General features: G+C 35.5%; 27 protein-coding genes. 24 read left to right on the forward strand and 3 right to left on the reverse strand.

Translation table 11 applies throughout. The features are described 5' to 3' along the window. Positions 1 to 16 precede the first annotated feature (16 nt). From dnaK to HMPREF0874_RS01425, 9 genes are all read left to right on the forward strand, one after another. Positions 17 to 1,858: a molecular chaperone DnaK gene (gene dnaK / locus HMPREF0874_RS01385; protein ID WP_008600875.1), complete on the forward strand. Its 1,842-nt coding sequence runs from the start codon at positions 17 to 19 to the stop codon at positions 1,856 to 1,858. Between the two features lie 16 nt (positions 1,859 to 1,874). Then, a complete protein-coding gene (gene dnaJ / locus HMPREF0874_RS01390; RefSeq protein WP_008600877.1) occupies positions 1,875 to 3,029 on the forward strand; it encodes a molecular chaperone DnaJ in 1,155 nt (384 codons plus the stop codon). Between the two features lie 55 nt (positions 3,030 to 3,084). Next, positions 3,085 to 3,948, forward strand: coding sequence for a 50S ribosomal protein L11 methyltransferase (locus HMPREF0874_RS01395; protein ID WP_008600879.1), 864 nt, complete (start codon positions 3,085 to 3,087; stop codon positions 3,946 to 3,948). Next, positions 3,945 to 4,676, forward strand: a complete 732-nt coding sequence (locus HMPREF0874_RS01400; protein WP_039964944.1) for a 16S rRNA (uracil(1498)-N(3))-methyltransferase — start codon at positions 3,945 to 3,947, stop codon at positions 4,674 to 4,676. Before HMPREF0874_RS01395 ends, HMPREF0874_RS01400 begins: the two co-directional genes overlap by 4 nt. Positions 4,677 to 4,700: 24 nt before the next feature. After that, positions 4,701 to 5,996: a tRNA (N(6)-L-threonylcarbamoyladenosine(37)-C(2))-methylthiotransferase MtaB gene (gene mtaB / locus HMPREF0874_RS01405; protein WP_004695745.1), complete on the forward strand. Its 1,296-nt coding sequence runs from the start codon at positions 4,701 to 4,703 to the stop codon at positions 5,994 to 5,996. Between the two features lie 11 nt (positions 5,997 to 6,007). Then, positions 6,008 to 6,352, forward strand: coding sequence for a histidine triad nucleotide-binding protein (locus HMPREF0874_RS01410; protein ID WP_004695748.1), 345 nt, complete (start codon positions 6,008 to 6,010; stop codon positions 6,350 to 6,352). Between the two features lie 157 nt (positions 6,353 to 6,509). Beyond that, entirely contained in the window at positions 6,510 to 6,689 is a 180-nt protein-coding gene (rpsU, locus tag HMPREF0874_RS01415) for a 30S ribosomal protein S21 (protein ID WP_004695751.1), read from the forward strand. Between the two features lie 82 nt (positions 6,690 to 6,771). Beyond that, a complete protein-coding gene (locus tag HMPREF0874_RS01420; protein ID WP_004695753.1) occupies positions 6,772 to 7,215 on the forward strand; it encodes a GatB/YqeY domain-containing protein in 444 nt (147 codons plus the stop codon). Positions 7,216 to 7,451: 236 nt separating this feature from the next. Next, positions 7,452 to 9,356, forward strand: coding sequence for a glutamine synthetase (locus tag HMPREF0874_RS01425; protein ID WP_008600890.1), 1,905 nt, complete (start codon positions 7,452 to 7,454; stop codon positions 9,354 to 9,356). Between the two features lie 80 nt (positions 9,357 to 9,436). Here the strand turns inward: HMPREF0874_RS01425 and HMPREF0874_RS01430 are convergent, their stop codons facing one another. Then, positions 9,437 to 9,832 carry a phosphate-starvation-inducible protein PsiE gene (locus HMPREF0874_RS01430; RefSeq protein ID WP_008600892.1) on the reverse strand — a complete coding sequence of 132 codons (396 nt, stop codon included), beginning with the start codon at positions 9,830 to 9,832 and terminating at the stop codon, positions 9,437 to 9,439. A 103-nt stretch (positions 9,833 to 9,935) separates the two neighbouring features. Then, positions 9,936 to 10,451 (reverse strand): thiol peroxidase, encoded by a 516-nt coding sequence (gene tpx, locus HMPREF0874_RS01435; RefSeq protein WP_008600893.1) that lies wholly within the window; start codon positions 10,449 to 10,451, stop codon positions 9,936 to 9,938. A gap of 407 nt (positions 10,452 to 10,858) precedes the next feature. Between tpx and HMPREF0874_RS01440 the strand changes: the two genes are divergently transcribed. From HMPREF0874_RS01440 to HMPREF0874_RS01490, 11 genes are all read left to right on the forward strand, one after another. Further along, a complete protein-coding gene (locus HMPREF0874_RS01440) occupies positions 10,859 to 12,586 on the forward strand; it encodes an ABC transporter ATP-binding protein (protein ID WP_008600895.1) in 1,728 nt (575 codons plus the stop codon). Beyond that, positions 12,573 to 14,318 (forward strand): ABC transporter ATP-binding protein, encoded by a 1,746-nt coding sequence (locus HMPREF0874_RS01445; RefSeq protein ID WP_004695761.1) that lies wholly within the window; start codon positions 12,573 to 12,575, stop codon positions 14,316 to 14,318. Before HMPREF0874_RS01440 ends, HMPREF0874_RS01445 begins: the two co-directional genes overlap by 14 nt. Position 14,319: 1 nt before the next feature. Next, a complete protein-coding gene (locus HMPREF0874_RS01450) occupies positions 14,320 to 15,114 on the forward strand; it encodes an RNA methyltransferase (RefSeq protein ID WP_004695763.1) in 795 nt (264 codons plus the stop codon). 159 nt (positions 15,115 to 15,273) lie between these two features. Beyond that, the gene (locus HMPREF0874_RS01455; RefSeq protein ID WP_004695765.1) at positions 15,274 to 16,128 is read left to right on the forward strand and encodes a ChbG/HpnK family deacetylase; all 855 of its coding nucleotides are present in this window, start codon (positions 15,274 to 15,276) and stop codon (positions 16,126 to 16,128) included. After that, positions 16,125 to 17,117, forward strand: a complete 993-nt coding sequence (locus tag HMPREF0874_RS01460) for a lysylphosphatidylglycerol synthase transmembrane domain-containing protein (RefSeq protein WP_004695768.1) — start codon at positions 16,125 to 16,127, stop codon at positions 17,115 to 17,117. Before HMPREF0874_RS01455 ends, HMPREF0874_RS01460 begins: the two co-directional genes overlap by 4 nt. A 13-nt stretch (positions 17,118 to 17,130) precedes the next feature. Beyond that, positions 17,131 to 17,580, forward strand: a complete 450-nt coding sequence (locus HMPREF0874_RS01465; protein ID WP_004695770.1) for an ACT domain-containing protein — start codon at positions 17,131 to 17,133, stop codon at positions 17,578 to 17,580. Positions 17,581 to 17,604: 24 nt separating this feature from the next. Next, entirely contained in the window at positions 17,605 to 18,894 is a 1,290-nt protein-coding gene (locus HMPREF0874_RS01470) for a homoserine dehydrogenase (protein WP_004695772.1), read from the forward strand. 2 nt (positions 18,895 to 18,896) lie between these two features. Further along, positions 18,897 to 19,811, forward strand: coding sequence for a homoserine kinase (gene thrB, locus HMPREF0874_RS01475; protein WP_004695774.1), 915 nt, complete (start codon positions 18,897 to 18,899; stop codon positions 19,809 to 19,811). Positions 19,812 to 19,866: 55 nt separating this feature from the next. Continuing rightward, positions 19,867 to 20,742, forward strand: a complete 876-nt coding sequence (gene htpX / locus HMPREF0874_RS01480; RefSeq protein WP_004695776.1) for a zinc metalloprotease HtpX — start codon at positions 19,867 to 19,869, stop codon at positions 20,740 to 20,742. 22 nt (positions 20,743 to 20,764) lie between these two features. Further along, positions 20,765 to 21,172 (forward strand): nucleoside-diphosphate kinase, encoded by a 408-nt coding sequence (ndk, locus tag HMPREF0874_RS01485; protein ID WP_038125354.1) that lies wholly within the window; start codon positions 20,765 to 20,767, stop codon positions 21,170 to 21,172. A 64-nt stretch (positions 21,173 to 21,236) separates the two neighbouring features. After that, positions 21,237 to 21,752 (forward strand): cob(I)yrinic acid a,c-diamide adenosyltransferase, encoded by a 516-nt coding sequence (locus HMPREF0874_RS01490; RefSeq protein WP_004695779.1) that lies wholly within the window; start codon positions 21,237 to 21,239, stop codon positions 21,750 to 21,752. 46 nt (positions 21,753 to 21,798) lie between these two features. Here HMPREF0874_RS01490 and HMPREF0874_RS01495 read toward each other — a convergent pair whose 3' ends face one another. Continuing rightward, complete coding sequence (locus HMPREF0874_RS01495) at positions 21,799 to 22,134, reverse strand: hypothetical protein (RefSeq protein ID WP_008600907.1); 336 nt, start codon at positions 22,132 to 22,134, stop codon at positions 21,799 to 21,801. Positions 22,135 to 22,197: 63 nt separating this feature from the next. Between HMPREF0874_RS01495 and cobU the strand changes: the two genes are divergently transcribed. Genes cobU through cobS form a run of 4 tightly spaced genes read left to right on the forward strand, consistent with a single transcriptional unit; the run spans position 22,198 to position 26,184 of the window. Next, a complete protein-coding gene (gene cobU, locus HMPREF0874_RS01500) occupies positions 22,198 to 22,776 on the forward strand; it encodes a bifunctional adenosylcobinamide kinase/adenosylcobinamide-phosphate guanylyltransferase (RefSeq protein WP_004695782.1) in 579 nt (192 codons plus the stop codon). Next, the gene (locus HMPREF0874_RS01505; protein ID WP_004695784.1) at positions 22,769 to 24,286 is read left to right on the forward strand and encodes a cobyric acid synthase; all 1,518 of its coding nucleotides are present in this window, start codon (positions 22,769 to 22,771) and stop codon (positions 24,284 to 24,286) included. The genes cobU and HMPREF0874_RS01505 overlap by 8 nt, the downstream gene beginning before the upstream one ends. Before the next feature lie 12 nt (positions 24,287 to 24,298). Next, positions 24,299 to 25,291 (forward strand): adenosylcobinamide-phosphate synthase CbiB, encoded by a 993-nt coding sequence (gene cbiB, locus HMPREF0874_RS01510; RefSeq protein ID WP_004695785.1) that lies wholly within the window; start codon positions 24,299 to 24,301, stop codon positions 25,289 to 25,291. Then, positions 25,291 to 26,184, forward strand: coding sequence for an adenosylcobinamide-GDP ribazoletransferase (gene cobS, locus HMPREF0874_RS01515; protein ID WP_004695787.1), 894 nt, complete (start codon positions 25,291 to 25,293; stop codon positions 26,182 to 26,184). The genes cbiB and cobS overlap by 1 nt, the downstream gene beginning before the upstream one ends. The last annotated feature ends 29 nt before the right edge of the window (positions 26,185 to 26,213 follow it).

Here is a 26,213-nt window from a genome sequence, read left to right on the forward strand (position 1 = left end):
TTAGGAGGTATATATTATGGCAAAGGTAATTGGTATTGATTTAGGGACAACAAACTCTTGTGTTGCTGTTATGGAAGGCGGCGAACCTACGGTTATTACAAATCAAGAAGGTGCACGTACAACTCCTTCCGTTGTTGGATTCGCAAAAAATGGAGAACGTTTAGTTGGTCAATTGGCTAAACGTCAAGCTGTATCCAACCCAGAAAATACAATCATTTCTATTAAACGTCACATGGGTACAGACTACAAAGTAACTGTAGAAGGTAAATCTTATACTCCTCAAGAAATTTCTGCAATGATTCTTCAAAAAATCAAAGCTGACGCAGAAGCTTACTTGGGCGAACCTGTAAAACAAGCTGTTATTACAGTTCCTGCATACTTTACAGATGCTCAACGTCAAGCTACAAAAGACGCTGGCGCTATTGCAGGTCTTGAAGTACTTCGTATCATCAACGAACCTACAGCAGCTGCTCTTGCATATGGTGTAGATAAAGATGAAGACGGTAAAGTTCTTGTATTTGACCTTGGTGGTGGTACATTCGACGTATCTATCCTTGAACTTGGCGATGGCGTATTTGAAGTATTAGCAACATCTGGTAATAACCACCTTGGTGGGGATGACTTCGACCAACGTATTATGAACTACCTTATCGAAGAATTCAAAAAAGAAACTGGTATCGATTTGTCCAATGATAAATTAGCTGATCAACGTTTAAAAGAAGCTGCTGAAAAAGCAAAAATTGAGTTGTCTGGTGTAGCTAGCACAAATATCAACTTACCATTTATTACAGCTGATGCTACAGGCCCTAAACACTTGGATGTAACATTAACTCGTGCTAAATTTGAAGAATTAACTGCTGACTTAGTACAAGCAACTATTGAACCTACTCGTAAGGCTATGAGCGATGCTGGTTTATCTGCATCCGATATCGATAAAGTATTGTTAGTTGGTGGTTCTAGCCGTATTCCAGCTGTACAAGAAGCAATCAAAAAAGTATTGGGTAAAGAACCAACTAAAAATGTTAACCCTGATGAATGTGTAGCTATTGGTGCTGCTATTCAAGGTGGCGTATTAGTAGGTGAAGTTAAAGACGTATTGTTACTTGACGTAACGCCATTGTCCCTTGGTATCGAAACAATGGGTGGCGTATTCACACGTATTATCGATCGTAACACTACAATCCCTACATCTAAATCTCAAGTATTCTCTACTGCCGCAGATAACCAACCATCTGTAGATATCCATGTATTACAAGGTGAACGTGAATTCGCAGCAGATAATAAAACATTGGGTCGTTTCAACTTGGATGGTATCCCAGCTGCTCCTCGTGGGGTTCCTCAAATCGAAGTAACATTCGACATCGATGCTAATGGTATCGTACATGTAAAAGCTAAAGATTTGGGGACTCAAAAAGAACAAAAAATTACCATTACTTCTTCTAGCGGCTTGAAAGAAGAAGAAATCGATCGCATGGTTAAAGAAGCTGAAGCTCATGCAGCGGAAGATAAAGCTAGAAAAGAAGAATTAGACATTAAAAATAATGCGGACTCCTTAGTATATCAAGCTGAGAAAGCATTGAAAGACCTTGAAGGTAAAGGCGATGCTGCTTTGATGAAAGAAGTAGAAGAAGCGAAAGATAAATTGAAAAAATCTATCGAAGCTAGCAATATCGAAGACATCAAAAAAGATAGTGAAGCTTTGGAACAACCATTACATAAATTAGCAGAACAAATGTATGCAGCAGCTCAACAAGCTCAACAAGCAGCTGGTGCTACAGATCAAGGTCAACAACAAACTAAATCTGATGACAATGTAGTTGATGCTGATTACACAGTAGTGGATGACGACAAGAAATAAGAAGGGTTGGTAACGAATGGCACGTGATTATTATGACATCCTAGGGGTTAGTAAAAATGCCTCTCAAGATGAAATCAAAAAAGCCTTCCGTAAAAAGGCCCGCCAATACCACCCAGATGTAAATAAAGACAATCCAAAGGAAGCGGAAGCAAAGTTTAAAGAAGCTAACGAAGCTTACGAAGTCTTGTCTGATGAAACTAAAAAAGCTCAATATGACCAATTCGGCCATGACGCCTTCAAACAAGGCGGCGGCGCTGGTGCCGGTGGTTTCCAAGGTGGCTTCGGCGGTTTCGGTGGTCAAACTGGAGGCTTTAGTGATATCTTTGGCGACATTTTTGGTGGCATGTTTGGTGGTGGACGCCAACAAGGCCCTCAAAAAGGCAATGACTTGCGTGAAGATATCGATATTTCCTTTGAAGATGCAGCCTTTGGTAAATCTATGGAAATTGAAGTGCATCGTCATGAAGAATGTGATCACTGTCATGGTACTGGTGGTGAACCAGGCTCTCGTGTCGATACTTGTCCAAACTGTCATGGTTCTGGTCAAGAAGCGGTTATTCAAAATACTCCATTTGGACGTATGCAGTCCGTTCGCACTTGTTCTCGCTGTCATGGTACGGGTAAAAGCATTGAAAAACCTTGCTCAAAGTGTCGTGGTACTGGCGAAATGTTGGCAAAACGGAAGATTTCCATTAAGATTCCAGCTGGTGTAGATAGCGGATCTCGCTTACGTGTAGCTAATGAAGGGGAACCTGGTATTTTAGGCGGCCCTAAAGGGGACCTTTATGTATATATCTTTGTTCGTCCGCATAAGGAATTTGAACGAAATGGTAATGACGTTATTAGCCGTGTAAATATTAGCTTTGCTCAAGCTGCTCTTGGTGCGACTATACAAGTTAACACCTTAGATGGTAAAGTAGAGTTAAAGATTCCGGAAGGTACTCAAACAGGAACAGCATTCCGCGTAAAGGGCAAAGGTATTCCATATTTGCGTAACCCTAATCAAAGGGGTGACCAACACATTGTGGTAACCGTCCAAACGCCTAAGAAATTGACAGATACTCAACGTGAGTTGTTATTACGCTTTGCAAACGAAAGTAACGAAGATGTAAATAACTTACAAGTGAGCAAAAGTCTCTTTGAAAAAATTAAGGACTGTTTGACTAAATGAACAGCTCATGTGAAGGAATGGTTTGTTCCATCACATTCCCTATAAAGGAGCATATATGCAATGGATAGAAATATCCATTGTCTGTGAAAGAGTAGCCACCGATGAGGTGACTACTCTTTTTGACGATTATGCAGACAATGGAATTATAGAAGAAGATGTTGAAGATCAGCCTAATTTAATAAAATTGACTATGTACAGTGATCCATCACTAGATGCCGATATGATTAAGTCTGATTTGAAAAAACGTCTTACAGAAGCAAATATAGGAATTATATCGATAGATACACATATTATTGATGAGTCAACTTGGTTAAACTCTTGGCAACAGTATATTGAACCTACAGAAATTTTACCTAACTTAGTCATTAAACCAGCATGGCAGGAATACAATAATGTAGATAATAAAATTATTATTGAAATCGATTCAGATATTTCCTTTGGTACCGGGTCTCATGAGACAACACGGACTTGTGCAGAGTTATTAAAATCCTATAGTAAATCTATGGATCTTGATACAGTTACTTGTTTGGATATTGGTACTGGCACAGGTATTCTTTTATTAGTAGCAGCCCATTTAGGTATTAAAAATTTAGTTGGTATAGATATAGAAGAGTATGCTGCAAATCAAGCTAGAATTAACTGTGAGAATAATCATGTATCTGCTGAAATCATTTGTGGTAATTTGGATAGTGATTTCAATGGTACTGCCCAATTAATTTTAGCTAATCTAACAGTGGATCCCCTTAAAATACTATTACCTCAAATTGGTAAGAAACTGGATGATAGGGGCATTTTGATTATTAGTGGCATTATTGATGATCGTTATGATGAAATCATGCCATATATTGAGGCTCATTGGCATATTATTGAGGAGCGCGTTGCAGGGCCTTGGCATACGTTTGCGCTAGAAAAACGATGAAAAAGATTTTTATTCCTACACCATTAGATGAAATAATAGAATTACCAAAAGATGTAACCCATCATGTACTACATGTATTTCGCCATAATATGGAGAAGTCTATAACTGTAACCGGCAGCGACAATCGTTGTGGTACATATCAAATTACAGCAGAAGTAGATGGTAAAGCTCAAGCAAAACTGATTGAATATGTAGAAGGAAATCTAGCATCGTATCGTACTATTCTAGTTCAATCATTATTAAAAGGTGAAAAGCTAGAATGGGTGTTACAAAAGGCGACGGAGTTAAATGTGGATACAATTTATCTTGTGCCCACAGCTAACTGCGTAGCTAAATATGATGAAAAAAAGCTTCAATCAAAAGTAAATCGTTGGGAAAAAATAATGCTAGAAGCAGCTCAACAATGTGGACGAAATCACTTGCCTACACTAGTAGTAGGAGAGACGCTTTTACAAGCATTAGACATTGAATCTGAGGCGTTGAAATTGGTAGCCTATGAAAATGAAGCAGGTCAGACTATCAAAGATGTACTTAAAACTTTACATTCCGATAAGTCTGTAACTGATGTTTTAATTTGTATAGGTCCTGAAGGGGGCTATCAAGAGAAGGAAATCAATGCTATTATAAAATATGGTGGAAAATCAGTATCGCTGGGAAATACAATTTTACGGGCTGAAACTGCTGCTATTGGATCGTTAGCGATGATTCGATATGAATTAGAATTATAAATTAAATAAGAATAGAGAGGTGCAATGAAAACCGTTGCTTTTACAACCTTAGGGTGTCGCGTAAACCAATATGATACAGATGCCATGAAAGGTTTATTTTTACAAAATAATTACGAAGCGGTAGACTTCGATGAAAAAGCTGATATATATGTAATTAATACCTGTTCTGTAACGAATATGGGGGAAAAGAAATCCCGTCAATTAATCCGCAAGGCAAAGCGTCAAAATGAAGATGCCTATGTTATTGTAACTGGTTGTTATGCTCAGCTTGATCCAGATGCGATTGCCGCTATAGATGGTGTTAATCTCGTTATTGGTACAAATAATCGCTCTAAAATTGTTGAATTAGTAGAGCAATTAGAATCTACAGAACGACAAATTAATGCTGTTCGGGATATCATGAAGGAATCTAACTTCGAGGAAATGCCGTTATATGGTAATGAATCTGACAAAGCTCGTGCGTTCATGAAAATTCAGGAAGGTTGTAATAACTATTGCGCCTTTTGTATCATTCCTTATACTCGAGGAAAATTAAAATCTCGTAAAGTTGATGATATTGTACAAGAGGCAAAACGTTTAGTAGATCATGGATTCCATGAAATCGTATTAACTGGTATACATTTGGGTAATTACGGTGTCGAATTACCAGGTCGTCCAACATTAGCTGATGTGGTAAAAGCTTTATTAGAGATTCCTAATTTATACCGCATTCGTTTCGGGTCCATTGAATCCGTAGAGGTTTCTGATGAGTTAGTAGAATTAATGGCTACCAATAAACGTGTTTGTCCTCATTTACATTTACCATTACAAGCTGGTTCTGATCATGTATTAAAGTTGATGAAACGCCATTATACATTACAAGAATATAAAGATTTAATTACAAGTTTACGTTCTCGTATTAAAGATTTATCAATTACAACTGATATTATTGCTGGTTTCCCTCAAGAAACTGATGAAGACTTCGAAGAAACATTGAATACAGTACGTGAAATTGGATTTACGCACATTCATGCCTTCCCATACTCCATTCGTGAGGGTACACCTGCAGCCACCATGGCGGATCAAGTACCAGAAGCTGTTAAGAAGACTCGTGTAGCACTTTTAAATGGCCTTAGCCAATCTGGTTATGAACGATACGCAAAATCTCGCATTGGTAAGCCTGGTGAGATTCTCATCGAAAAGGAAGAGAATGGATACTATATGGGCTTAACAAATGAATATATAAATGGTAAAGTTAAGTCTGATGGGACACGTAAAATTGGTGATCTCGTTGGTGGAACTGTTGTAGGTTTAGAAGATAATTATTTAATTATTGAGTAAGGAGTTAGATTATGAGTGACTGCATTTTTTGCAAAATTATCAATGGTGAAATTCCGTCTAAAAAAGTGTTAGAAAATGATAAATTCTATGCTTTTTATGATATTCAACCTGTAAAAAAAGTTCATGTATTAATCGTACCTAAAAATCACGTGTCTAATATTGCACATCTTAATGAAAAGAATGCAGATTATGTTGAAGGGTTACTGCCATTTGTTCGTGATGTAGCAAAAGAGCTTGGTATCTCTAAAGATGGATATCGTTTAATTTTTAATACTGGTGAAAAAGCAGGCCAAACTGTATTCCATATGCATGCACACCTTTTAGGTGGAGAAGAGATGGGCTGGCCAGAAGCCTAATTTTGAGTATTATGCATTCTTTTTATAATACTCATTAAAAAACCTATAAAATATACTTGAAAATATTGACAACATCTATACCTATACATATAATATTATATGTGCGTATGTAAATTATCAGCACTTCCCGAGATTATTTTTGGAGGGAGGGATATAGATGTCTGAAATCAAAGTCGGTAAAAACGAAACGCTTGAAAGTGCTCTTCGTCGATTCAAACGCTCCTGCCAAAAAGCGGGTGTTTTGTCTGAAGTAAGAAAACGCGAACACTATGAAAAACCAAGCGTAAAAAGAAAGAAAAAATCTGAAGCAGCAAGAAAACGCAAATTCAGAGCATAAGATGATTACCCTAATTCTGCCTTTTCATGGCTTTATGAAATCCAGAATTAGGGTTTCTTTATTATATACATAAGGAGGAAATATGAGTTTAAAAGATCAATTAAAGGAAGATATGAAAGCAGCTATGAAAGCTCGTGAAGAAGGTAAAACAGCGTTATCTGTAATTCGTATGGTCAATAGTGCCATAAAAAATACAGAAATCAATGACAAAATTGAGCTAGATGATGCTGGCATTCTTGGCATTTTAGCTAAAGAAATGAAAACTCGTCAAGATTCCTTAACAGAATTTGAAAAAGCGGGACGTGAGGACTTAATTAGTCATGTAAAAGAAGAAATGGCTGTATTGCAAAAATACTTACCAGAGCAATTGAAAGAAGATGAAATTCGTACAATTGTACAAGAAGCCATTGCTGCATGTGGTGATAACGTAAATATGGGCAATGTTATGAAACATGTAATGCCAAAAACAAAAGGGCGTGCAGATGGTAAGGTTGTCAATAATATTGTTAAAGAATTACTTGGATAATATATAGTGATATCAACGACCATTCTATATACAGTTATTGATTAGAGTTGATAGTATTGGGTGTGTTAGATGTAACTTTAAGAGAATAATGAAATTCTATAGAAAGTTATTGACATATATTTTCAACATATGATAATATGAACTCAATAAAATAATTGGTCAACGAAGACTCCACTTTAGATATATAGATTTATATATTTATTTGTTGGAGTCTTTTTCTTTTAGGAGGAACAAATATGTCGACAACTAACGAATTATTATATTACATTCCAGCGGGTCAATATGGGAAAGAAGGCGTTCTTGCATTATTAGAACAACATCCTGAAATCAAGTTCGTATCTCTTGTAGGTATTGACTTAGCAGGTAATGATACTGATGAAAAGATTCCTATGTCAGCATTCTTCGATGACTACGAATCTTTCTTTGAAGGTCGTGCTGTTCAAACAGATGGTTCCTCTGTAGTACTTACAAATATTGCTACATTAAATAATGCTCGTGTAGATATGTGGGGCGATCCAAGTGTAAACTGGTTTGTTGATTACAACTACGAAAATATTGATCCTGTTACAGGCTTACCAACTGGTACACTTCGTATTCCTGCATTCTTGATGCATAACTATCGCTATGTAGATTCTCGTTCTATTTTAAAACGCAGCTGCGACTATGTTCGTGTTGAATTATTGGCTTTGATTAAAGAACATGGCTTACCTGGTATGCCGCATGTGAAAGCTGATGAAGTTGTAGATATCATTTTCACATCTGCAACAGAACTAGAATTCTGGGTAAAAACTCCATCTAGAACAGTTACAAAAAAAGAATTATCCGTATCCCAAAAATTACAAGAACAATACTGGCAACGTACTCATGGTACAGTTCGCACTGCATTAGAACAAGCTGTTGAACGTCTTGATAGATATGGTATGGTTGCTGAAATGGGTCATAAAGAAGTAGGTGGCGTTAAAGCTAAACTTGATGAAGATGGTCATGAAGCAGTTGTATTAGAACAATTAGAAATCGACTGGAAATTCTCAAATAATCCATTACAAACAGCAGATAATGAATTACAAGCTCGTATCATTGTTCGTGAAGTATTCCGTGAAAATGGTCTTGATGTAACATTTAATGCAAAACCAATAATTGGTGTAGCTGGTTCTGGTGAACATACTCATTTTGGTGTTATGGCTAAATTAAAATCTGGTAAAGTTGTTAACTTATTTAGCCCAGAAGATATGCGTAAAGAATCTGCTAGCTCTTTAGGCATTGGTGCAATTATGGGACTTTTAAAACACTATGAAGCTATTAATCCATTCATCAGCTCTACAACAGATTCTTTAAACCGTTTAAAACCTGGGTTTGAAGCGCCAGTATGTATTGTTACATCTTTAGGTACTGATCCATCTGAACCTAGCCGTAACCGTACAATCCTTTGCGGTTTAATTCGAGATATCGATAATCCTATGGCGACACGTTATGAATTGCGTTCTCCAAATCCTTACACTAATACATATACTGCTTTAGCATTAATCTTTATTTCTGCATTTGATGGTATGAAATATGCTATTACATCTGGTAAAACACAAGCTCAATTGGAAGCAGAGCTTTCCAAAGAAGTAGGTGAAACATCTGATTATCTTGCTACAAATCGTGCATACCGTACTGAAAAAGATGTATTTGATGATTTTACACAAGAAGAACGTAATCAAATGTTTGGTGTTGCTCCAGCTACTGTATGGGAAAATATAAAGGGTTATCAAAATAATCCTGAATTAGTAGAAACATTGGCTCAAGGCAATGCATTTGCTAAAGATTTAATGGACTCCTTTATTGCCTCCATTCTTAAACGTTGGAAACTAGTATTGGCTAATCGCTTAATTCCAAATAATTTGGATACAGTTCGTAGCATGGTTGCAATTCATACTGATAGCCGAAATAGTGTAGATGATAAACGCTTTGCAGAAGTTAATGACTTACGTTTCTACCTTGCTAAAGATAGTGACGATCGTAAATCCTTATTCACTCGTTTAATCGATGCACTTAATGATGGTGAATATGATTTAGCATCCCAATTACAAATCGAAATGAATGATAAAATGGAAGAATTAGAAACTAAGTACGCTAATTACGCTAAAAATATTTTCTAAGATGCTAGTCGATAGTGTTAAAACGTAAAAGTGTTAAAATAAAAGAGACTCTACTGATGTGTAGAGTCTCTTTTATGCTATTACGATTTGTTATTAAGAAATTTTTCTACTAGTACTAGGCAACAAACTAGGACTAGAATAGAAATAGACCATAATAACATGTCCAAAGCTGATTCATGATCGATAATTAGTAAACGAACAATGGCGGTAATGCCAATATATAAGAAGAAATCGAGAGGAAAATGGAAGTTATTCTTAAAGTACTTAATTATGAGTGCAATAAATTCAAAGTAGAGAAAGAAGGTAATTATCTCTTCAATCAATAATGAATAAGTACTATAGCCTTGAATATTGGCCCATGCAATAAAACCAAAGTTTACTAAACTATTGATTAAAGCAATGCATAAACCAATGCCTACACCAATAAGTGCAATATTTTTAATGGTTAATATAAGCTGAGAAATACGAATCCACATACATACTCCAAATAAAATAATAATTTACAATAGGACATATAAAAAGACCGTACAACGTACGGTCTTTTTGCCTCTATATTAAGCTATTAGCAAAATCTTAAAATTAGATATCGGCCTTAATAGCTTCTAATGCAGCATCGAAGTTAACTGCTTGAGTTACTTCTGGTACATATTCAACATAAGTTACTTTGTTATCTTTGTTGATTACTACAACGCCACGAGTTAAAAGACGAAGCTCTTCAATCAAGAAACCGTAGTTTTCACCGAAGGAAGCATCTTTGTGGTCAGACAAAGTAATAACTTTATCTACGCCCGCAGCACCACACCAACGTTTTTGAGCGAATGGTAAGTCCATAGAAATTGTCAATACGACTACATCTTCGGAAAGAGCTGTTGCATCTTGGTTGAACCAACGAGTTTGAGCATCACAAACACCTGTATCAAGGGAAGGAACAACGGAGATAACTTTTACTTTACCTTCGAAGTCTTTTAAAGTTTTAGCTTGCAAGTCATTACTCAATACAGTGAAGTCTGGAGCTTGTTGACCTACTTTAATTTCTGGGCCAACTAATGTGATAGGGCCACCTGCAAATGTTACTACGCCAGTACGTTTTTCCATGTTTTATTCCTCCTAAGAGTTTTAATTCTAATTATGTAAGATAAAATTTCTTTATATGCATAGTATAACATTTACATTACTATAAGTAAACTAAAAAATTCGATATAGTATTAATTTAGAAAAAACTTTAAGATTGATTACCATTAAAATTTAAAGAGGTCATTTAACTTATATTGTTGAAATACAACTGCTGCTGTGATAAAAATATTTAATCTAACTATTATACATATAGGTGTATTAATGTATTATAAAAAATGTGTATACTATAAAGAGTAAAGTTAACATAATAAAGTTTGTTGATTTAGCTTTTACAGTATTGATTCAAATTCAATTACAATATAATAATACTAATGATTATATAGGTAATGATTTTAATTAGACTTAATAAAATATATTAGAGAGGACCTATGAAACCAATAGATTTATTTATGCAGTTTTTCCGGCGTGAAGGCTGGATCTATGCCATTGGCTTAACTATGTTGATGGCAATTGATGTGGCTTTTTTATTTGTTCCTCAATTCATTGGCAATGCTATAGATACATTGAGCAATAATAAGGAAGGTTTAGTTACTTATATTTATTATTTTATTTTATTATTTATTATTATCACTATTTTGAAAGTTATTTCACGTAGAACCCTATTAGGATCTATTCGTCGCATGGAGTATCTTTTTCGTGAGATTTTGTGTCGTAAAGCATTACAAGTAAAAACAACGTACTATGAGGCTAATGGACCTGGTAAGGTTATGGCGCTCATGACTAACGATGTAACATCGTTACGTGTTGCCCTTGGTCTAGGTGTAATGATTGTAGTGGATATTATTTTCTATTCCGTTGTGGGCTCCATAATATTAATTCAAAAGATTAATACTGTATTAGCTTTTAAAATTATGACACCTGTATTCTTAATTATTGTGACTATATTTGTATTAGGCAGAAAGCTACGTACTAAACAACGTAGTGCACAAGCTACTTATAGCGATTTAACAGAGTTTGGACAAGAGTTATTTCAAGGAATGGATGTTATTCGAGCATTTAATCGTGAAAGCATTATATCTAATTCTTTTGAAAAAATAAATAAACTTAATTATAAGAAGAATATGGATGTTGCACTACTAGATGCAATATTAACACCGTTAACAAGAATTGCACCCTTTATCTGTATCAGTATTAGTATTTTTATTTGTGGACATTTAGCTGTAGAAGGTAAAATGACTATAGGCGAATTTGTTACCATCAATTCGTTTATAATGTTAATTGTAGGGCCTTTAATAGGCTTTGGTGGCCTTATTTCTATTGTACAAAAAGGTCTTGCTTCTTTAGATCGTATTATGGATTTCTTACATTTGCCTACAGAAACAATAGATGATACCGATGAAGTACTGCCGCTTGAGGATATTCATATTCGATACTTAGATTTTACTTATGAAAACTCTAAAGGGCATGCATTATCTCAGTTGACAACGACAATACCAAAAGGTTCTTTTATTGGTTTAGTTGGTAAACCCGGTTCTGGCAAAAGTACATTGTTTAAATTGCTTATTGGATTACAAGAGTGTCCGGAAAAATCTATTTATTTTGGCAGTCAAGATTTAGCTACTGTTTCTTTATCAAAGCTTAGAAACTCAATTGCTTATGTGCCGACACAATCTTACCTATTAAGTATGACCATTGCTGATAATATTAAATTTGGTAAAGATTTATCCATGCATGAAACTGTAGAGTTGGCAGCACAAAAGGCAGACTTATATAGAGATTTAGGCGATTTGTTAAACGATGATTTACATGAGCTTGCTGAAGAAGGTCATGATTTATCAGGTGGACAGAAGCAGCGAATCAATATGGCTCGCGGCTTTTATAAAAATGCGCCATATGTATTACTAGATGATTGTTTTTCCGCTTTAGATGCAGTAACAGTTACAACCATATTAAATTCATTACATAATGTAAAAGATCAGACGATTCTATGTATTTCACAACGATTAGAGGTTGTAGAGAAAGCAGATAAAATACTAGTATTTGATGAGGGGCGTATCGTAGAAGAAGGTACTCATGAAGAATTATTAGGTAACAATGGTTTATACCGTACCTTATATGAAGCGCAGAATGGAGGGGGCCATCATGAAGAAGCGTGATCTAAGAAATGACTGGGCTCTATTCTCCTATATAACTGGCTACATTAAGCCTTATTTAGGTATTCTATTTTTAGCAACGGTTGCGCTCGCAGGAAATTTAGTACTATTACTTTTACGCCCATATTTAACTAAGCAAGTTATCGATCTTGGATTTGCCACTAATGATATCGCTGTTATTGAATACTATGCTTTAATGTATGGCTTTACTATAATTGGTAGTGTATTGTTTATCTTTGTAGAGAATTACTTTTTAAAAAGTTTTGGTCAAAAAATTATCTATAATATTCGTAGTATTATATTCCAAAAGATTCTTAATAAACCACATGATGAGTTCTATAAGTTGCCAATTGGGAATTGGGTAACTCGCATTACTAATGATGTAGAGTCATTACGTACATTATATACAGATGTAATTCTGAATTTGGCAAGTAGCGGTTTAATGATTATTGGTATATTAGGATTTATGTATGCCATTAATGTACCTTTAGCAATAATCATGACAATTTTACTACCTATAATGGGTGGAATTATTTGGGTGTTTCAAAAGTTTTCTCGCAAAGCATTCCGTCAGGTAAGACGTTCTGTAGCTGCTTCTAATGCAAGCATCAAGGAACTGTTAAATTATATTGTAATCGTAAAATCCTATGGTGGCGAAAGAGCAATTGAGGAACGTTATAATACTGTTAATAAAGGTTTCTTAGAAGCAGGTCTTTTTGAGGTTACCACATTTTCTATTTTTAGACCGCTCGTAGATGGTCTATTCTTTGTTGCGTTAATTGTTATTTTTACAACTACGAATTTAATAGACTCCGTAGCTGATGCTGGTACAGTATTTGCCTTTATACAATATATGGACCGATTCTTCCAACCATTAAAGGAAATTGCAGATAAATATAACTCTCTACAAAGCGCATTAGCTGGTGCTGAAAGATTAGTTCCCTTATTAGAGGAAGAAGAGCGTCAGATGGCTAATGAAGTTCCTGATGAATTTAAATATATAGAGACGATTGAATTCGAGCATGTATGGTTTTCCTATGAAAATAACGACGTTTATGCGCTAGAGGACTTTACATTCACTATTAAAGCTGGAGAATTCATAGGTATTGTAGGGCCTTCTGGTAGTGGTAAATCAACACTTTTGTCATTGTTGATGGGAATCTACAAACCAACAAGAGGGGCTATCTATATTAACGGTATAAATATTGCCCAATATGATAGTTCTGTACTTCGTCATTTAATGGGATATGTTTTTCAGCAAGCTTATCTATTTAAGGGTTCCATTAGAGATAATTTAACACTTTTTGATACATCAATTTCTAATGAGGATATGGTCAATGCAGCAAAACAAGTTAACTTGCATTCTATGATTGAACACCTTCCGGAAGGGTATGACACACCGGTTGGTTATTTAGGCTCCTTACTATCTGATGGGCAAAAGCAATTGTTGGCTTTTGGCCGTACCTTGATTAAAAAAACACCTATTCTATTGTTAGATGAAGCAACGGCTAACATTGATAGTCATACGGAGAAGCAAATTCAAGCAAGTATTGAAAATATTCGAGGTAGTAAAACAATTGTAAGTATTGCTCATCGCCTTTCAACAGTAAAAGATGCCAATAAAATAGTGTATATGGAATATGGTAAAATAATAGAAATAGGATCTTTTGATGAACTTATCAACTTAAAAGGGACCTTTTATAATCTCTGGAATAATCAACACAGTGGGAGTTAGTATGGAATGTATCCAATCTAAAGATAATAAGACCATTAAGCGAATTATCTCATTAGGGCAGCGTAAAAATCGCCAAAAATATGGAGAGTACATTGTTGAAGGTATTCGATCTATTCGAGATATTGCAGCTATGGGGGCAGTAAAAACAATTGTTATACGTGAATCTAAAGCGCAAGATAAACATGTATTAGATTTATTAGACTTAGATACTGTTCAATTTGTACCTAAATTTATTGCACAAGATCCAATATTTGATAAGGTGGATAATACCGTAAATGGACAAGGTGTAGTTGCTATTGTATCAAAACCAAAATACGATATGGAAAGCATTCACATTGATGATGGCTTATATATTACATTAGATGGAGTTCAAGATCCTGGCAATCTAGGTACCATAATTCGTACAGCAGTTGCAGCAGGTGTAAAAGGTATATTTTTGATGAAAGGAACTGTGGACCCTTTTAATGACAAGACAGTGCGCAGTACTATGAGCGCCTTACATAAAATACCTTTATATGAGGATATTACCTTATCTCTGTTACATGATATGGTAACTGAGTCTAATATGACTACCTATGTAACTGCTTTAGAACATTCCAATCCTTATCATACTGTACGTTATGCTAAGCGAACTATGCTAGTATTAGGAAACGAAGGGAATGGCGTAACACCAGAGGTTATGAATCTATGTACAAATCGTATTATGATTCCTATGTATGGTGATATGGAATCCTTAAATGTAAGCGTAGCTGCTGCATTATGTATGTATAAAGTACAAGAACAATTGATGCCTTAGTATATATGATAAAAATTTATGACCTTATAAAAAGTCCTCTACTAGTATACAAGTAGAGGGCTTTTGTATTGATTTTTTAGTTGTGTATTTGGTACAATAACATATATCCTTTGTGGGAGAACAAAGTTCTCCCTTTTTTTCATGAAAAGGAAGATAACTATGTCCAAATTAATTGTAAATGCAGACGATTTTGGCCTTCATAGTGCAGTTAATGCTGGTATTATTGATGGTCATCGTAGGGGTATTATTACCAGTACCTCTTTAATGGCAGGAGGAGAAGCTTTTACAGAAGCCGTAAGTATGGCAAAACAAAACCCTAAGTTGGGCATTGGTATTCATATTACCTTGGTAGGTGGGGTGAAACCAGTATGTGATCCATCAGAAGTTTCATCACTTCTCACACCAGAAGGTGTATTTCCAGAGAACTATGTAGAATTTATTAAACGTATTTACTCTGGCAAAATCAATTATAGTGAATTACGTAAAGAGATTCATGGACAAATAGCTCAAATAATGGATACCGGCTTAAGGGTAACTCATATTGATGGACATCAACATATGCATGTTCTACCAACGGTATTGCCAATTGTGATTGAACAGGCAAAATCCTTTGGTATACATGCTATACGTATACCCGATGAGTCTACTGGTTTTATGAATTATATGTATTCCCCAATTCGATTTCTTGGTAAAGTTGGTTTATCAACGGTTGCGGCTAATGCGCGACCAATCATACGAAATAATTGTATGACTACAACCCAATATTTTTGGGGCATGGTAAATGGAGGCCATATAAATCAGAAATCTCTAATGGGTATCCTAAAAGCGGTAAATAAACATTCTGGTACCCATGAATTGATGGTTCACCCAGGTAGTAATAGTAGTATTCTTAGTAAGCTTTATAATTGGGGTTATCATTGGGAAGATGAGTTGCAAGCACTCTGTTCCAGTCATACGCGATTATATATAAGTCAACATGATATAGAGCTCATTAATTATGGAGACTTGGTATGAGTAAAATGATGAAGAGAGGCATCTTTATGTTTCTCTTGTTGTTGGCTGTATCAATTGGTATCATTTACTATACTATTGATTTAGATGCATTGAAAGCCATATCATCTTTTAATAGTATTTCCTTATTATTAGCTGTAGTTGCTTTAGTAGCAGGTATGTATTTTGATGGATTACGACTTCAAAGGCTCGTAAAAATTGGTGGTTACAAGTTATCGATACGAGCAGTGCTACGAGTTATTTTTAGTAATTATTTTATGGCTATGTTGACACCTGGAGCTAGCGGGGGTGCTGTCGCGCAAGTACTGGTGTTGAGAAGTTATGGCGTACCTATATCTAAAGGTACACCGATTGTATTAATACGTACCGTATTTTCCATTATGTTTTTGGTCATTATGCTGCCATTAGTATTCTTACGAGATGCTATTGAAATTCCATATATCTCTCGTGATATGCTTTTGATTTTTGCCGTGCTTGCTGTTATAGCGGCCTTAGTGGGAACTTATATATTACAGACTAAATATATGCGTCAATTTGTCTATAATCTAGCACAACGATTTAAAGCACATAACACTAAAGATTGGCTTTCTAAATTAGAAACATTAAATCAAGGTCTTGGTTTACTTTATAAACAACCTGTCCAATCTTTAATAGTTTTTATTGAATCTGGTTTGAGTTTATTATGCTTATATTGTATTGCACCCGCTTTAATGTATGCTTTCACACCAGATATTCCTATTATCGATATTTTAGATCGCATGATTTTATTAAATCTTATTTTGTATTTTGCACCAACCCCAGGGGGAACAGGCATTGCAGAAGGTCTATTTGTAGTATTATTTAGTGCCTTTGTACCTAATGGAACAGTGGGCATCATCGCTGTAGGATGGCGTGTTGTGGCTGAATATATGCCATTCTTCATCGGTATGTATGCAGTATTAACATTATATGGACGACAATTCGTTGCCCAAGAAACTTCAAGAGAACAATAAGGGAGTGTGCTCTATGTCTAAACCAAAAAAAGATAAATTTTATCTGGTTCAAGAAGATATTTTACCAGAGGCTATAAAAAAGACGATAAAAGTAAAAGAAATTCTAAAACTAGGTGAGGTTAAAACAATTAACGAAGCAGTTGAAAAAATGGATTTAAGTCGATCTGCGTATTATAAATACAAGGATTATGTTTTTCCATTTTTTGAAATTGCTCAAGGGAAAATTGTTAGTATTTATGTTTCTATGTCAAATGAATCTGGTATGTTATCAAGCGTTTTGAAAGCCATTGCTGAACGTAACGGTAGTATTTTAACGATTAATCAAGATATTCCATTACAAGGCATTGCGAATAGTAGCATTTCTTTTGAAACCAAGGATTTACAAGGTTCATTAGAAGATTTATTGCTAGATATTCGCTCTATGAAGGGTATTATCAAGGTAGAAATTTTAGGCCAAGCATAGGCTAATTAAGAGAGTAGGACGATTATGACCACTATAAAAATTGCTTTATTAGGTTTTGGTACTGTTGCACAAGGTACTTTTAACTTATTGCAAGACAATGCTGAATTAATTAAAAATCGTACAGGTGTCAATGTTGAAATTTCAAAAATTTATGTACGAAATCCAGAAAAATATAGTCATATTACATTACCAGAAACAGCTAAATATGTAACTGATATTGATGAAGTGTTAAAAGACGATTCCATCCAAATGGTAGTGGAATTGATGGGTGGTACAAGCTTTGCTAAGGATTGCGTAGAAGGAGCTTTAAAAGCTAAGAAGAATGTGGTAACTGCCAATAAAGACTTATTAGCAGAAGCTGGTCCATACTTATTAGACTTAGCGAGTAAAAATGGGGTAGATCTACGTTTTGAAGCATCTGTTCTAGGTGGTATTCCTATAATCCGCACATTATATGAATCGTTAGCCGGTAATCGTATTACTGAAATCATTGGTATTATGAATGGTACTACAAACTTTATTTTGACTAAAATGTCTGAAGAAGGTTTAAGCTACCAAGATGTATTAAAAGAAGCACAAGATTTAGGATATGCAGAGGCAGATCCTACAGCTGATGTAGAAGGCCTTGATGCAGCTCGTAAATTGGCAATCCTTGCATCTATTAGCTTTAACCGTCGTATTTTCTTTGAAGATGTAACTGTAGAAGGTATTACTTGTATTGATACTGAAGATATAAAATTTGGGAAAGAGTTTGGTTACAATATTAAATTATTAGGTATTGCTAAAGAAACTGCTCAAGGATTATCTTTAAATGTATATCCTGCATTTATTCCTACGACACATCCATTAGCATCTGTTCGAGGATCCTACAATGCAATTTATGTTAAGGGCAATGGTATCGATGATGTCATGCTATATGGTCGTGGTGCAGGTAGCTTACCGACAGGTAGTTCTGTAGTATCTGACATAATGGAAGTGGCAAAGAATGTCTCTTATAATGAAACAGGGCGCTTGAAACCGTTCTATTATGATCAAAAAGATATTTATTCTCCAGGTAAAATCCAATCTAGCTACTACTTGCGTTTAGCAGTGGATAATAAAACAGGTGTTCTAGCAAAAATCTCTGCAAAATTAGCAGAACAAAAAATTTCTGTTTTATCCATCGTTCAACGAAATATGGATCCAGAAACTGCAGTTCTTGCCATTGTTACATCTAAATGCCCAAGATCTTATATTTTAAATCTTATAGACTCTTTTAATAGCTTGCGCTCCGTTAAGGCTGTTAATAGTGTTATTCGTATTATGGAAGCTTAATTATGAATACTGTTCGTGTACAAGTACCTGCCACTAGTGCAAACTGTGGCCCAGGTTTTGATTGCTTAGGATTAGCACTAAATCTTTATAATATATTCAGCTTTACACCAGATGAAAATGCTACAGAATATACATATACTTTTGAAGGTTTTGGTGCAGATATTTTACGCGCTGAAGATCCTAAAAAGAATCTAATTGGTTTCGCTATGGATCAAGTTTTTGCTACTGCTCAAGAACCAATTCGATATGGTCATATAACTTCTGAAACCTTGATTCCTCCCTCTCGTGGACTAGGTAGTAGTAGTACGGCTATAGTAGGGGGACTTTTACTGGCGAACGCATTAGTAAAGCATCCACTTTCAAAAGAAGAGTTACTGGTTATAGCAAATCGTATGGAAGGTCATCCAGATAATGTAGCGCCAGCTATTTACGGAAATTTATGTTGTGCTACAGGTTTAAAAAATAAGGTACTAAACACGGTCATTTCTATTCCTCCGGAGCTACATTTTGCTGTTGTAGTACCAGAAGTCATGGTATCTACTGAGTATGCTCGTTCTGTGCTACCAAATCATATTCCATTCAAAGAAGCTGTACAAAATGTAAGTCATGCTTCATTATTTGTAACAAGCTTAATTACGCATCAATTAAGTAATTTATCTGTTGCCTTAGATGACAACTTGCATGTACCTTATCGTAAGACATTGATTCCTCATTGTGATGAAGTTTTTGAAGCCGCAAAAGTTGCTGGAGCTTACGGTGCAACTATCAGTGGATCGGGTTCTACTCTAATTGCATATGTTGATAAAGCTCATGTACAAGAGGTAGCAAAGGCTATGGGGGCTGTATTCACAGCAAATGAGATTGAAAATAAAATATATTGCTTAGAAGCTGATACAACTGGAGCGTTAATTATATAGTTTATGGTATAATTATAGTGTTAGGCATAGTCCATAACAATAATTGGAGGAAACTATGAACAATATAAAAACAACACTTTTGTTAGCTACGCTAACGGCCATTTTAGTGGTTATTGGTGATATGATTGGCGGCAGAAGCGGTATGATTATGATGTTTGTCATATCCATGGGTATGAATTTTATGTCTTATTGGTACAGCGATAAAATCGTTTTAGCCCAATACAATGCTCAACCTGTTACTGCACAGTCTAATCCAAAACTATATGCAATGGTAGAGAAATTGACTAAAAATGGTAATTTACCAATGCCAAAGGTTTATATCATTCCCAGTGAAGTACCGAATGCATTTGCAACAGGTAGAAATCCTAGTCATGCAGCAGTTGCTGTTACAGAAGGTATCCAACGTCTATTAACTGATGAAGAATTAGAAGGTGTGCTTGCACATGAATTAACACATGTTAAGAATCGAGATACATTGATTAGTACAATTGCAGCTATGATGGCTGGTGCTATTTCTATGATAGCCAATATACTTCAATTCACTGCCATATTTGGGCGCTCCGATGATCGAGAAGGCACTAACCCTTTGGCGCTTCTTGGTACGATCATTATTGCACCTATCGCAGCTGGTCTTATTCAGATGAGTATTTCCCGTACTCGTGAGTTTTTAGCTGATGAGGGAGGCGGAGATATGTGTCGCAACCCATTAGCACTGGCTTCTGCACTTGCAAAAATTGACTACTACTCTAAACATGGTGCATTGCCTAATGCAAGTAATGCTACAGCCCATATGTTTATTATTAACCCTATGATGGGAATTGGTGAAAGCTTGAGCAATCTTTTTAGTACACATCCTCGCACGGAAGAACGTATTCAAAAGTTAAAGAAACAAGCTATGAATCCAAAGTATAAAGAAAAGGTAATATTATAATTAGTATCTACTGGAGGGTATCATGCAAGAAACATTAGTTTTAATTAAACCAGATGCAGTTAAACGTCAATTAAGTGGTGAAATCCTTAGCCGTTATGAACGTAAAGGCCTTGTTATTAAATCATTAAAACTCTTACAAGTACCTCGTGAATTAGCGGAAGAACACTATGCAGAACATAAGGAAAAGCCATTCTTTGGTGAATTAGTTGATTTTATTACATCAGGCCCAGTTCTTGCTTTTGTGTTAGCTGGTGAGAACGCAATTGTATCCGTACGTGCTTTAAACGGAGCAACAAATCCTGTAGATGCTGCCCCTGGTAGTATTCGTGGTGACTATGCCCTAACAATGGATGCTAACGTAGTACATGCTTCTGATTCTCCAGAAGCTGCTGCTCGTGAAATTCATCTTTGGTTCCCTGAATACAAATAATCTCAAGGTTGGGATCATTTAGCTTTTATTTCTACATCCATGTATATCTATAGGAGGTAATCATATGGCAAGTAGTGTTTATACAAAAACAGGTGATGCTGGTACAACTGGTTTATACACGGGAGAACGTGTACAGAAATCATCTTTACGCGTAGAAGCTTATGGTACAATCGATGAATTACAAGCTTTTTTAGGATTGGCTCGCGCTTATGCTGAAAATCCACGTGTTGCTGCTGAATTATACGATATTGAGCGAAACTTATGGACATTAATGGCTGATATTGCAAGTTTAAATACTGCTCCGGTAATTACTGAGCAATATGTAAAGCATTTAGAAAAAGTTATTGATCGCTTTGATGCAAAGTTAGAACCTTTATCTAGTTTTGTCATTCCCGGTGAAAAACAATCTTCTGCTTATTTACATGTAGCTAGAACGATTACTCGACGTGCGGAACGCGCTTTATGGCGAGTATTAGACGCTGGTGAAAGTGTTCACGAATCTAATTTAAAATACTTAAATCGTCTATCCGACCTTTGCTTTATCTTGTGTCGTGTAGAGGAAGAACTTGGAGCTGAATAAACAAAAAAAGCTATGTATTTTACATAGCTTTTTGCTCGTTATAGACCTATTGTGAAATTGTTTGGTTTAAAACATCTTGAGGGCTAGGATAGTAAAAGAAGATATGAGGAATTTCATAACGGAATTTTTCTCTTAATAAATTGGCTAATGTTGTTTCAAAGTTTATAATTTTATCAGCGCCGAAATCAAAGTCTTCAACTAATACTAATAGTTGTGCTTCAACTTGCGGTGCATTTTCAGGTAAAGCTTCTGGTGGTAGAGGAACATTCACTACTACTCGTGCATTACCAATATATTTACCTTGTCCGTCATCGATGGCAACACGATATGTATTATCCCATAGCGTAGCCATCATTTTTAGTTTCATATTCATAATTTCCATAGTATCGCTCCTTTGTTATACTTATAATGATACTGAAATTATAAATTCTTGTATAGGTGCATTATGAAATCACAAATTATATTGTGTTCCGGTGGGGCACGCAGTGGAAAAAGTGAATTTGCTGAACGTTTAGCATTGGCTACAAAGGGGCCAAAAGCTTATGTAGCTACGGGCCAAGCTTTTGATGAGGAAATGGTGGATCGCATCAAAAAACATCAAGAGCGACGAGGAAAAATATGGAATAATTTTGAAGTACCTTTACATTTAGCTGATGAATGGGAAAATATCAGTCAATCAGCAGATGTAATTCTTATAGATTGTTTAACCATGTTCACTACCAATCACATGATGGCTTATGGCTCCATTCGTGGTCAAGAAGATGCTAATAGATTAGAACAGACAATACTTTCAGAATTAGACACTTTATTAGACTCGATACAATCATGTGAAGGTAAAACAGTTATATTTGTGACCAATGAAATTGGGTTAGGTATTGTGCCGGATAATAAACTGGCTAGATATTTTAGAGATATTGCTGGTCGTGTGAATCGAGCAGTAGCTTCTGTTGCAGATAAACTCTATTTAACAATTAGTGGTGTTACCATTGAATTGAAATCACAGGAGGTTCATATAAATGGCTAAGAAAATCATGTTTCAAGGAACGAGTTCTAATGTAGGTAAAAGTATTCTTTGTACTGCATTATGCCGTATTTTTTATAGAAAAGGTTTTAAGACCGTTCCTTTTAAAGCACAAAATATGGCCCTCAATTCTTATGTGACAAAATGGGGCGATGAAATTGGCCGTGCTCAAGTCGCTCAAGCCGAAGCCGCTGGTATTGATCCAATTGTTCAAATGAATCCTGTGTTATTAAAACCTACAGGAAATCAATCGTCTCAAGTTGTATTGATGGGGAAACCTGTTGGCGTATATAGTGCCAAAGAATATCATACAAAATATTCACTAACCGCTTTAGATAAGGTTAAAGAATCTATTGATTTCTTAGACTCAAATTTTGATATGATGGTTATCGAAGGTGCCGGTAGTCCTGCAGAAGTTAACTTAAAAGCAAATGATATTGTAAATATGCGTATTGCCAAGATGACTCAAGCTCCAGTTTTTCTCATTGCAGATATTGACCGAGGTGGTGCTATTGCGTCCATTGTTGGTACCTTAGAATTATTAGAACCAGAAGAACGCGATCTTATTAAAGGTATCGTTATCAATAAATTCCGTGGTGATATCAAACTATTAGAACCAGCTCTTACATTTATTGAAGAAAAAACAGGTAAAAAAGTGGTAGGTGTTATTCCTGCCATTGAGAACCTCGATATTGATGAAGAAGATTCTGTTGCATTAGAGAACAAACGCAATAGTGGTACTAAAGATATTCAGGTCGTAGTTATGCAAACACCTAAAATCTCTAATTTTACAGACTTTGATGCACTTAATTATGAGCCAGATGTATCTGTCCGTTTTGTAGGCCCTGGAGATGTTATCGGTACGCCAGATTTAATTATATTACCTGGTTCTAAAAATACATTGGCTGACTTAACATATTTACGTGATACAGGCTTTGCTGATGAAATCAAAAAATTGGCTGCTCAAGGTACACCTATTATCGGTGTTTGTGGCGGTAACCAAATGTTAGGTAAAACTATTTATGATCCGCATCATATGGAAGGTGATATCGAGGAAATTGAAGGACTTGGCCTTGTTGAATCCTCCACGACTATGAAGGCTCAAAAAACTACCCATCAAGTACAATTCAATGTATCTAATTTACAGTTTTTAAATGGTACTTTCAGGGGTGAAAAATTAGTAGGCTATGAAATTCATATGGGGGATACTACGCCACTAGCAGATTCGGTGTCTCGTTGCTTTACAATTACAAGTCGCAGTGAAGAGGCTGTCAATGTTATTGATGGTTTTATTGATGGTAATCATCAAGTAATGGGTACATATATTCACGGTGTATTTGATAATGACGAGTTTAGACGTTTTATTATCAATCAATTACGTGAACGCAAGGGATTACAACCATTAGATGTAGTATTCCATTATTTTGACCATAAAAATGCGGCATATAATCGCTTAGCTGATATTGTGGAGGAACATCTAGATATGGATTATATTATGTCTACCTTGGGATAGTAGAGGAGATATATGGAACATTTAGCAATTTTTCACTGGTTTTCAAAGTATAACTTTGTGTGCATACCAGTTTTAGCATTTTTATTGGATTTAATTATTGGAGATCCCAATAGTAAATATCATCCAGTGGCCATTATTGGACGTATAATATCTTTTTTTGAAGCCGTTCTTTATAAAGACACTGATAATGATACGAAGAAATTGTGGTACGGTGGTATTGCAGTAGGTTTAATTCTTATATCGGTATATATCATAGTATCTTTATTGTTATGGCTAGGTGGAGTAGTAGACGAATGGGTATACTATGCTTTCGAAGTAGTGATCCTCTACATTGCCATTTCTCCACGTTCATTGGCTGGCGCAGGTTTTACCATTAGTCAGTTAATAAAACAAGGTAATATCGTAGATGCTCGCAAACGTTTATCATGGATTGTGGGACGAGATACGGAAGACTTAGATGAAAGCGAAATCACTCGGGCTACAGTGGAAACGATTGCGGAAAATACGGTAGATGGTATTATTGCGCCTTTTTTCTTTTTTATTATCGGTGGCCCTATGGGGGCTATTCTTTATAGAACTGCTAATACTATGGATTCTATGTTAGGCTATAAGAATCAAAAGTACTTGTACTTTGGTCGCGTAGCTGCACGCTTTGATGACATATTAAATTGGATTCCTGCCCGAATTACCTTTGTATTATTTGTAATTTCTGCATTCTTTTTACGCTTTGATGCTAAAAAGGCAATAGAAATCGGTTTACGTGATGCAAAAAAACATCCTAGCCCTAATGGAGGGTATGCAGAAGCACCTGTGGCAGGAGCTTTACATATCCGTTTAGGTGGTTACAATCAGTATTTCAAAAAAATGACCTTCCGTGAATATATGGGTGATCCTATTGAAAAGCTAAACCGTAACCATATTACTCGAACAATTTATATGATGTATGTTACGACTATACTAATGGTCATCATTAGTACAGTCATTACCTATGGGATGAATGTATAATGACACCTTTTTTTATAGCACTACAATTTTTAACGCGTTTAAAAATTGTAAATCAAACTGAATGGTCTGTAGAGGACTTTGGTAAATCTGTTGTAGCCTTTCCTTATGTGGGCCTTATTATTGGTCTCATATTGGCTATATTATATGGCGTATTGTCGCCATTTATTCCAATTATGCCATTGATGTTAATTATCGTTGTGGCTGAGTTTTTAATAACTGGTGGCCTTCATGCTGATGGTTTGATGGATACAAGCGATGGTTTGTTTTCCGGCCGTGAAAGAGAACGTAAACTAGAAATCATGAAAGATAGTCGTATAGGCTCCTTTGGAGTTGTTGCTTTTGTATTTGTTACACTTTTGAAATGGCAATTATTAGCTTCGATTCCATCGGCTGAATTTATACCTATGGCACTCATTATGATGCCTTTAATGAGCCGTTGGTCTATGGTTTTTAGCATTCGATCCTATCCATATGCTAGAGAACAGGGGATGGGGGCAGCATTTGCTAATTTAGCACCTAAACATGTTATTACTTATAACACCATATCTACGTTCTTTATGCCTATTCTATTACTATTAATCGGTTTAGTATTATATACACTTTTATATGGTGCTTATGCAATTTTATCAGCACCTGATGTAGGATATTTGGTAGGATTAGGTGTGTTAGTATATGCTACTATAGGTATTTTCCAAATCAATATTGTTAGCATGATTATTACGTATATTATTAACCGATTATTAAACCGCTATATTGTAAAAGCGTTAGGTGGCACTACTGGTGATACATATGGATTTGTTGTGGAAGTAACTGAAGTATTATTGATACTGGTATATAGCATAATTTTATCTATACTATCAGCTACAGTAGTTAATAATCCAACTATGTTCTAACTCTAAATTTTTGATTTTCAAAGTTTTAA

It is taken from the genome of Veillonella sp. 6_1_27, assembly GCF_000163735.1.
GTDB lineage: Bacteria > Bacillota > Negativicutes > Veillonellales > Veillonellaceae > Veillonella > Veillonella parvula_A.

Coding starts and splice junctions, on each gene's coding strand:
- HMPREF0874_RS01445 (WP_004695761.1), top strand. CDS start 12,573: ATGAAGAAGCGTGATCTAAGAAATGACTGGGCTCTATTCTCCTATATA.
- HMPREF0874_RS01455 (WP_004695765.1), top strand. CDS start 15,274: ATGTCCAAATTAATTGTAAATGCAGACGATTTTGGCCTTCATAGTGCA.
- HMPREF0874_RS01460 (WP_004695768.1), top strand. CDS start 16,125: ATGAGTAAAATGATGAAGAGAGGCATCTTTATGTTTCTCTTGTTGTTG.
- HMPREF0874_RS01450 (WP_004695763.1), top strand. CDS start 14,320: ATGGAATGTATCCAATCTAAAGATAATAAGACCATTAAGCGAATTATC.
- rpsU (WP_004695751.1), top strand. CDS start 6,510: ATGTCTGAAATCAAAGTCGGTAAAAACGAAACGCTTGAAAGTGCTCTT.
- HMPREF0874_RS01420 (WP_004695753.1), top strand. CDS start 6,772: ATGAGTTTAAAAGATCAATTAAAGGAAGATATGAAAGCAGCTATGAAA.
- HMPREF0874_RS01505 (WP_004695784.1), top strand. CDS start 22,769: ATGGCTAAGAAAATCATGTTTCAAGGAACGAGTTCTAATGTAGGTAAA.
- HMPREF0874_RS01430 (WP_008600892.1), bottom strand. CDS start 9,832: ATGTGGATTCGTATTTCTCAGCTTATATTAACCATTAAAAATATTGCA.
- dnaK (WP_008600875.1), top strand. CDS start 17: ATGGCAAAGGTAATTGGTATTGATTTAGGGACAACAAACTCTTGTGTT.
- ndk (WP_038125354.1), top strand. CDS start 20,765: ATGCAAGAAACATTAGTTTTAATTAAACCAGATGCAGTTAAACGTCAA.
- cbiB (WP_004695785.1), top strand. CDS start 24,299: ATGGAACATTTAGCAATTTTTCACTGGTTTTCAAAGTATAACTTTGTG.
- htpX (WP_004695776.1), top strand. CDS start 19,867: ATGAACAATATAAAAACAACACTTTTGTTAGCTACGCTAACGGCCATT.
- HMPREF0874_RS01470 (WP_004695772.1), top strand. CDS start 17,605: ATGACCACTATAAAAATTGCTTTATTAGGTTTTGGTACTGTTGCACAA.
- HMPREF0874_RS01490 (WP_004695779.1), top strand. CDS start 21,237: ATGGCAAGTAGTGTTTATACAAAAACAGGTGATGCTGGTACAACTGGT.
- HMPREF0874_RS01395 (WP_008600879.1), top strand. CDS start 3,085: ATGCAATGGATAGAAATATCCATTGTCTGTGAAAGAGTAGCCACCGAT.
- HMPREF0874_RS01495 (WP_008600907.1), bottom strand. CDS start 22,134: ATGGAAATTATGAATATGAAACTAAAAATGATGGCTACGCTATGGGAT.
- HMPREF0874_RS01425 (WP_008600890.1), top strand. CDS start 7,452: ATGTCGACAACTAACGAATTATTATATTACATTCCAGCGGGTCAATAT.
- HMPREF0874_RS01410 (WP_004695748.1), top strand. CDS start 6,008: ATGAGTGACTGCATTTTTTGCAAAATTATCAATGGTGAAATTCCGTCT.
- cobU (WP_004695782.1), top strand. CDS start 22,198: ATGAAATCACAAATTATATTGTGTTCCGGTGGGGCACGCAGTGGAAAA.
- dnaJ (WP_008600877.1), top strand. CDS start 1,875: ATGGCACGTGATTATTATGACATCCTAGGGGTTAGTAAAAATGCCTCT.
- thrB (WP_004695774.1), top strand. CDS start 18,897: ATGAATACTGTTCGTGTACAAGTACCTGCCACTAGTGCAAACTGTGGC.
- cobS (WP_004695787.1), top strand. CDS start 25,291: ATGACACCTTTTTTTATAGCACTACAATTTTTAACGCGTTTAAAAATT.
- HMPREF0874_RS01465 (WP_004695770.1), top strand. CDS start 17,131: ATGTCTAAACCAAAAAAAGATAAATTTTATCTGGTTCAAGAAGATATT.
- HMPREF0874_RS01440 (WP_008600895.1), top strand. CDS start 10,859: ATGAAACCAATAGATTTATTTATGCAGTTTTTCCGGCGTGAAGGCTGG.
- mtaB (WP_004695745.1), top strand. CDS start 4,701: ATGAAAACCGTTGCTTTTACAACCTTAGGGTGTCGCGTAAACCAATAT.
- tpx (WP_008600893.1), bottom strand. CDS start 10,451: ATGGAAAAACGTACTGGCGTAGTAACATTTGCAGGTGGCCCTATCACA.
- HMPREF0874_RS01400 (WP_039964944.1), top strand. CDS start 3,945: ATGAAAAAGATTTTTATTCCTACACCATTAGATGAAATAATAGAATTA.